Annotated in this window: 9 protein-coding genes; 4 read left to right on the top strand and 5 right to left on the bottom strand. The window is 39.6% G+C overall.

The window, feature by feature from the left end; translation table 11 throughout:
• Positions 1-114: 114 nt before the first annotated feature.
• From BO222_RS02575 to BO222_RS02595, 5 genes are all read right to left on the bottom strand, one after another.
• The gene (locus BO222_RS02575) at positions 115-423 is read right to left on the bottom strand and encodes a hypothetical protein (RefSeq protein ID WP_075818116.1); all 309 of its coding nucleotides are present in this window, start codon (positions 421-423) and stop codon (positions 115-117) included.
• Positions 424-447: 24 nt separating this feature from the next.
• The gene (locus BO222_RS02580) at positions 448-849 is read right to left on the bottom strand and encodes an AAA family ATPase (protein WP_075818118.1); all 402 of its coding nucleotides are present in this window, start codon (positions 847-849) and stop codon (positions 448-450) included.
• Positions 846-1181 (bottom strand): hypothetical protein, encoded by a 336-nt coding sequence (locus tag BO222_RS02585; protein ID WP_143356907.1) that lies wholly within the window; start codon positions 1179-1181, stop codon positions 846-848. Before BO222_RS02585 ends, BO222_RS02580 begins: the two co-directional genes overlap by 4 nt.
• 394 nt (positions 1182-1575) lie before the next feature.
• Positions 1576-2583: a DUF4097 family beta strand repeat-containing protein gene (locus BO222_RS02590; protein ID WP_075818122.1), complete on the bottom strand. Its 1008-nt coding sequence runs from the start codon at positions 2581-2583 to the stop codon at positions 1576-1578.
• Positions 2584-2646: 63 nt separating this feature from the next.
• A complete protein-coding gene (locus tag BO222_RS02595) occupies positions 2647-2961 on the bottom strand; it encodes a PadR family transcriptional regulator (protein WP_075818124.1) in 315 nt (104 codons plus the stop codon).
• Between the two features lie 512 nt (positions 2962-3473).
• Between BO222_RS02595 and BO222_RS02605 the strand changes: the two genes are divergently transcribed.
• The 4 genes from BO222_RS02605 to BO222_RS02615 all read left to right on the top strand — a co-directional run.
• Complete coding sequence (locus tag BO222_RS02605; RefSeq protein WP_075818128.1) at positions 3474-4061, top strand: hypothetical protein; 588 nt, start codon at positions 3474-3476, stop codon at positions 4059-4061.
• The gene (locus tag BO222_RS02610) at positions 4039-6171 is read left to right on the top strand and encodes a glycosyltransferase family 2 protein (protein ID WP_075818130.1); all 2133 of its coding nucleotides are present in this window, start codon (positions 4039-4041) and stop codon (positions 6169-6171) included. Before BO222_RS02605 ends, BO222_RS02610 begins: the two co-directional genes overlap by 23 nt.
• A 341-nt stretch (positions 6172-6512) precedes the next feature.
• Complete coding sequence (locus tag BO222_RS13615; RefSeq protein WP_158024543.1) at positions 6513-6689, top strand: hypothetical protein; 177 nt, start codon at positions 6513-6515, stop codon at positions 6687-6689.
• Positions 6690-6841: 152 nt separating this feature from the next.
• The coding region (locus BO222_RS02615) for a transposase (protein WP_178390427.1) at positions 6842-7352 on the top strand (511 nt) is incomplete at its 3' end.

Here is a 7352-nt window from a genome sequence, read left to right on the forward strand (position 1 = left end):
TATCGTATTCGTGAGGCTTGAAGCCGAAAAATGGCTGATTCCAGATAAAAATTTCTGGTAGATTCTGAACACCACGATGAAGTGCGGAGCAATTCGCGCTTCTATCTGCTTAACTTAATGACATTGGAATTTTTGAAGAAAAATTTTATGACGGTCTTGATCGATGATATGTAAGATCTCGATTTCCGGGGCGGTTATGACATGAAATACTTCAGCTTTCTGCTTTGTCGTCTTAGGTAAAATAAACTTCTCATAGTGAGAGTCATGAACATAGAAAATTTTTACTTTTTGAGGATATCTCAATCCAAGATACCGATCCGAAAATTTTTTTCCATTTCTTAACTGCATGTCATTGGGATTGATCAAGTCTTCTTCCGTGAATTTAAGCAGACCATTTTCCAGCAGAATTCTGATAATTGCCAATTCAGCGTTTCCTTCACAGATGTCTCAGATAAACTGATCAACCATTTTTGCCTCGATCTTATCAGGCTGAATTTTTCTGTCTGAATTATGAAAGATTAATGCTCTTACTAGATTGCGGTAAGGCAGATAATCCGGTGCAGTACCATCGAGATAGCCGGAAATGAAAATATCACTTTTCTTGATATCTTTCCTGGAAAGAATTTGATCGAGTCTGGAAGCAGAAATCAAATCTTTATTCTGAAGAAGATAAATACAGTCCAGACGGTCAATCTGATCAAGCAAGAGAGGATAATGCGTGGAAAATATCAAGGTTCCTCCATTTACATTGATTTTTGGATCGTAAAACAGACGAATGAGAGAAGCTGAGATCTGCGCGTTGAAATGATTTTCAAGCTCGTCTACAACTAAGTATCCCCCGTTGATCATTGTATTACTGCAGAAACAGATACTCCCAGACCTTTAATCGTTCCGGAAGATAAATAAGCTTCCAGCTGATCAGGTGAGGAAAGAAGAATCTCTTTCGAGTGCTTGAATTTTAGCCTTACACCATCACAAATCCTCGTATTTGAATTAATCTCGAATCGCAGATACTCAATTGATGGATCCAGATATTCAAGAAGTTCTTCCGGAAAATCGGTAATCAACTTAAGAATATTGTAATTGGTATAGTTCAGATAATCACTCACGTAAAGATCAACATTATTTGTATTTAAGAAATGAACGACCATACTTGCATCAGGAGCCAGATATTCACTCATTTCACTTCTTTCAGAGACTAGATGGTAGTTTTCACGTTCGAACATCACATATTTTGGTTTATCCTATTCTCTGCAAGAAGACCCCCGCTTCTAAGCGTTAGCGTAGGCGGGGGAGGAAGCCACTCTATTAAATAATCCCAAAAATATCCTATTATTCAGATTCAAATTACAAAAAATGTAATTTAAACAATTTGTTCTCGCCTTACTTCTGCTGTTGAGTCAGCTTTTCTGATAAAAAAGTATGAATAGTTAACAGAAATAGTAACAAAAAGAAGATCTGAATGATCCATTAGAGAGGTGGATGTTCAGATCTTCCGGACTTTTCGGCAATTCGATGTTCCAAAAAAGGTTGTTCAATAGTTCTTATATCAGGAATGGAATGAATGGATAGAATCTACAGCCAGATGTTCAAGGATCCGGACACAGAAGATATACGCGTTTTTCCATACGACTGATCCGGATGATAATTCAGTTCACTGCCAATAAATTGAGTTTTCATTGCATAGGATTCAAGAATTCCTCCAGCATGGATATGACCGGTCACTGTTTCTGCGTGAATCTTATGATACATCATGACCTGCATATCGATGTCTCCGTTGACGTTTTCAATGGACGCTTTACGGTAAGGTGTATTTTCGATCTGAATCAGACCGTTGACGTTGGAAGCACGCAGTTTCTCAACTTCACAGTCCTGAAGGACCATTTTGCCGCTGACACTTTCGAGCATGACATGGTTGGCATGAAGGCTTCTTGCAAATATGCTGGCATTGACTCCTTCGATCTTGACCTTGTCGAGCATCACTTCTTTTGGAAGATAGATCTTGATGGTCTGCTTTTTCAGATTCCACGGCAGCATTAACATATGTGCGTTTTGTTCAATCTTAAGGGTGTCATGATGAAAGTGAATGTTCATCTGCGAGATATCAGGATACACTTCCACTCGAGGTGCATCAGAGACATCGATCTGGATTTCAGAATGTAAAAGATCTGCTTCAATCTTTCGTAATGAAGTAAATCCAGGATTGTTTTCATACAGAACATCATGCGGAAGATCAGAATGATCGTCCATTTCGGGTATTCGGTCCTTATCCATCGAATAGGACTTTTCATGCCATTCTTCAGAATCCTCTTTTTCTTCATAACCATTTTCAGAAGATAAGGCATCTTCTGGAATGGGAGGAACTGAGAGGCTGGACGTCTGTGACCTCTGAGTCTGAGCAAGAAAATCAGAAGCAATCACTTCCGGAGTACCTAAATGATGCAAAAAAGAGGCTTCGCTCATACCGGATTCAGCGGCGGTCTCTTTCAGAAAATCGATCATGTCATCGATTTCGTTTTCTTGAATCTGGTGAGAATTCAGAATCTCATGGATTCTTCTGTAATAATCTTCAGAATTCATCATATCTTTTCCTTTTCTACAATTTAATGTGTTCATATTTGATTTGAATTTGCTGCGGTTTTGAACCTATCTGTTTTTTTGCTCAACGATCTCAGTGATCCTTCTCTGGTATTGATTCCAGTCTTTTCGAAGCAGGGATAACCGTTTGTTTCCCAGCTGACTGAGCGAATAATATTTTCTTCGTCGTCCATTATGAACTTCTTCATAGCTCTCAATGAGATTTTGCTTCTGAAGATTCTTCAGAATTGGATACAATACCGGTTCACGGATTTCCTGAACATTCTTGATCACCTGACAGATCTCATAGCCATAGGAATCTTTCTTTTCAAGAAATCCAAGAATCAGAAATTCAAGCATTACAGCAGGTAATGGAAATTCCATAATAAATCCTCCTGAATAGAATATTTCCTTTCTGATATTAACTTCTCATATATATATTAAAATTCTATATATAAAAATTCAACTGATTTATCCATCAGATTTTCTGAACGAATTGAAAATTCAATAAAAAAGAAGATAAAACGAGACAGCAGAAAATGGACGATGCTCATTGAGATGGCAGAATGCTTATCCTTTTCGCTTATTCTTTAACGTTAAAATGATGTTGAATAAGAATAAAGATAGATCTTGTTTTGATATTCCATTGGATCGAAAGGCTGGAAAAGTCTCAGATGTCAGAATAAGTCCAAAAAGAAAGACATTTTTGACACCGCAGAGATTCACAGGCAAACAGACCAAACCAAAGTGAAAATTTTGGTAAGGTGAAATTAATTATCGGACAGTTATCGGACAGGTTTTCGGCTCACGAATGGAAACGAAATGGCAGGCCAGACTATTTTGTAAACGATTGTGAACGGTTGATCCGTCCTTTTTTACTCAAGGGAGGAAATGTTGTGAAAGATATTCTGTTTTTGAATCCAATCTATAATGGTGGAATCCTCTTTTGTGAAGAGAATATCATTTTTGGATTTGCGCTCGTTTCGCTGTTTGCCGGAATTATGACCTGTTATAAGGGTGTCGAATCGTTTAGAAGCTGTTTTTCGATCCTTCTTTTCTGTCAGTTTGGTTTCTGGACAATCCATTTCCTGCCGCGGATTTTTGTGGATGCGGATCGGGCACAGTTCTGGGAACTGATCCTCTGTTTTACGCTCTACTTCACTTTGTTATGGTTGTTAATGAAGTTTAGTCGATGGATCACCAGCGGCGTGGCAAAGTTATTTCATCGAAACAAAACTCGGTTTGCCGCTCATGTTCGAATCATCATCATGACTCTATTTGGAGTCTATATCGTTTTGTATTGTGGTAATCGAATTCGTTTTTTAAACACCGCCTCAGATTTTCTGGTGGGAACATTTCTGTTTATCAGTGGAATAGCTTATCAGAACTGGCGGCTGAATCAGCGTCCGATCTTTTATCCGACCTATCCGGATTTACTCAGGATGAAAAGGAGAGAATTTTATGAAAAAGAAGAAAAAGCATAAACTGTCTCTTCCTGCTGTCTTTGAGATCGCCCTGTTCTTTTCTGCGCTTTATTTCTGGTGGCGTGTTTCTTTTACAATTCCTTTTATAGATGAGCCTGCAGCCTTCTTTCTGGGGATCGTTTTGTTAGTGGTGGAGCTGGTTGGACTGATTGAATTTATGGTCAACTTTCAGATCATGGCAAAAAAGAAAAATTATCCATTACCCAAAATTCCAGAAAAGGCTGAACTGTATCCGGATGTCGATGTCTTTATCGCCACCTATAACGAGAGTGCAGATCTTCTTTATAAGACAGTGAATGGGTGCCGGCGCATGGAGTATCCGGATCAAAGCAAGGTTCATATCTATCTGTGTGATGATGGTCAGCGGGAAGAAATCAGAACTCTGGCAAGAAAAATGAACATTGGTTATTTCACCAGAGACAATAATGAAGGGGCAAAAGCTGGAAACTTGAACAACGCCCTGAATCAGACGGACTCGCCTCTGGTTGTGACCTTTGATGCCGACATGATTCCTCGTTCAAGCTTTCTGATGAAGACGGTTCCTTATTTTATTGATTCCTGGATGAGAAATACGGGAGTCAGAAAGGCTGAGCAGATTCGCCTTGGATTTTTGCAGACACCTCAGACGTTTTATAACTGGGATCTTTTTCAGTATCATCTTTATGCAGAAAAAGATGTCGCTAATGAACAGGACTATTTCTATCGTGAAATCGAAGTAGCCAAAACCAATTCAAACAGCGTCATTTATGGTGGCAGCAATACGCTGATCAGCCGCGAAGCACTTGAATCAGTCGGCGGATTTTATACCAAAGCGATTACAGAAGATTTTGCGACAGGTATGCTGATTGAAAGAAATGGATTTGTCTCATTGGCGATTTCAGAACCCCTGGCTTCCGGTCTGGCTCCGGAAGATCTTCCTTCTTTGATCCAGCAGAGAATTCGCTGGGGCAGAGGGGTTGTGAATGTTCTGTATCAGATTAACCTGTTCTTTACTAATAAGTTTTCAACCGCTCAAAAGGTGAATTACTGGACCTCCATCCAATACTGGCTGGCTCCTTTTTCCCGCTTTCTCTATATTTTCATCCCGATCATTTCCGGGATTTTTGGAATTTCGGTTGTCAGAACCCCCTTATGGGCAGCTCTATGTTTCTGGCTGCCTACGTATATTGCCGACAGCTGGGCGATTGGCAGACTGTCCGGAAATATCAGAACGAGCCTGTGGACGAATCTGTATGAGACGATCATGTTTCCATTTTTAATGGGTCCGATCTTTATGGAGTTTATCGGCATTTCTCTGAAGAAATTTAAAGTCACTAAAAAGGGAGTGGACAATACAGATCATTTCAGCTGGCGTTACATCTGGCCATTTGTATTAATGCTTGTCCTGACGCTGATTGCCGTTATATCGATTTCATACAAAATGATTTTCCATCTGGTCTTTGATGGTTCAATTACTTTATTCTGGCTGCTTTATAATTCGCTTCTGCTCATTGTAGCGATTTTGTTCTTTATCGGCCGCAGACAGGGGTCCCTGATCTCTTTGCATCATGCCGCTGTATTTGCCAAATTAAAGCAGGACAAAAAAACATATGAAGGAGCCATTGCGGCTTTAGGAGAAGCTGAACTTGAAGTTATTTTCGACGAGCAGCCAAAGCTGTCAAAAGATGAAGTATTCAGGATCGAAGTGGAATACGAAGGACATTCTTTTGAGCTTCCGGTTCGACTGATTCGTCTGTTTAAGGCCCGAGGCCTGATTATCAACCGTTTTGAGATACTTAAATCAGATCAGGAATATTTATCGGATCAATATGATCACTTCTTAAGAATGGTTTATGATCGGCCAATACCCACTCAGGCGACTCAGAAAGTTCGATTCTTCCTACCGTTAATTGCCCGTCATATCAAGGAAATAAAGCTGACCAAGCAGGAAAATTCCAGAGAGCAGTGGCAAGATCAGATTCAGAACCTGATGACTTCTGAAGAAGAAATACGCGAAAAGTATTTTGACAATTCAGATTTGATAGATTCAAACTCTGAAAATGGAATCAAATATCCAAAAGATTCAGTAGAAAGTGCAGATATGAAAAACTTGGAGGAATCAGATCGCTGAACGAATTCGGAAAAGAATAATGAGGATCAGCAAGATAATTAAGCTGATATAGCGATTAAAAAACAAGATAATTAAATGAAGGAAAGGTGAAAAAGCCTTTCCTTTTTGCATCTTAAATTCACTTCATTGTTTATCCTTAGAAGGCAAGACATAAAGCAGGCAAAAAACCTGCAGAAATGAAAAATCAGCCAACTGAGAATCCACTGAAAAAATATGAAAACCTAAGAGCATACGGCTTTAAAAAATCTTTACCGGAGTTAATACTAAACCTATACAACCTGAGTGTCAGACTAAACCGACAATATGCATAAAATCACACTCAGGATAAAAAGGAGACAATTATGAACTGGATGCAAATTTTGATCATAGTATTAGGCATTATTCTGTTAATTGGTGGACTTCCAGCTATTTGGAGATTTGCGAAAGGAAGCGCAAGATTGATTTTATCGATTCTGTTGTTTGTGATGATCATCGCACTGATCTGGTGGGCTATCACAGGTCTTGCCGCCGCTGTATAACCAGGCAGCCAGGAACAATCTTACAAATTCAGAGTATTGGACAAAACCAAAAGAATAATAAAAAAGGGGCTGTTAAATTTCTGACAGTCCAAAAATAAAAAGAGGCACCTGATCCGTAATGGATGAGGTGCCTTTTTTGGTAAAATATGTTCATGCTTAATAAACAAAATTACCAAACACACTATAACTCGATTCAGGGCCGTTTGCCACTGCTCCATTCTCTCTTCCCTCATATTGAGATGGATTCTGTCTTCACTACTGTCAGTTCCTTTGTCGATGATTATCTCGACCTTGCCCTTTATCCTTCTTTTGCCTCCTGGCCAGCCTGCCATTTCCCAGCAGACGCCATGCTCAAAGCCGCTCTGATTTCTTTTACTCTTTATGGCTACTGCTCTTTGCGGCAGCAGGAAGAACTTTATTCTCACGACATCCGTCTGCTCTGCCTTTTCAATGGCGAAACTCCTTCTTACGGTACAATTTCCCGCTTTCAGAAGGAATGCCTTACTCCATGCATGGAGGATCTCTTTACGGAATTCAACCGCTATGCCGAACAGAATGATCCTCAGATAGACTCTTCTGTCCTTTATCTGGATGGAACAAAAATTGAAGCCAACGCCAACAAGATGACATTCGTCTGGACAAAGGCCACTCAGAAATATCTGG

The sequence above is a fragment of the Ileibacterium valens genome, assembly GCF_001945525.1.
Lineage (GTDB): Bacteria > Bacillota_I > Bacilli_A > Erysipelotrichales > Erysipelotrichaceae > Ileibacterium > Ileibacterium valens.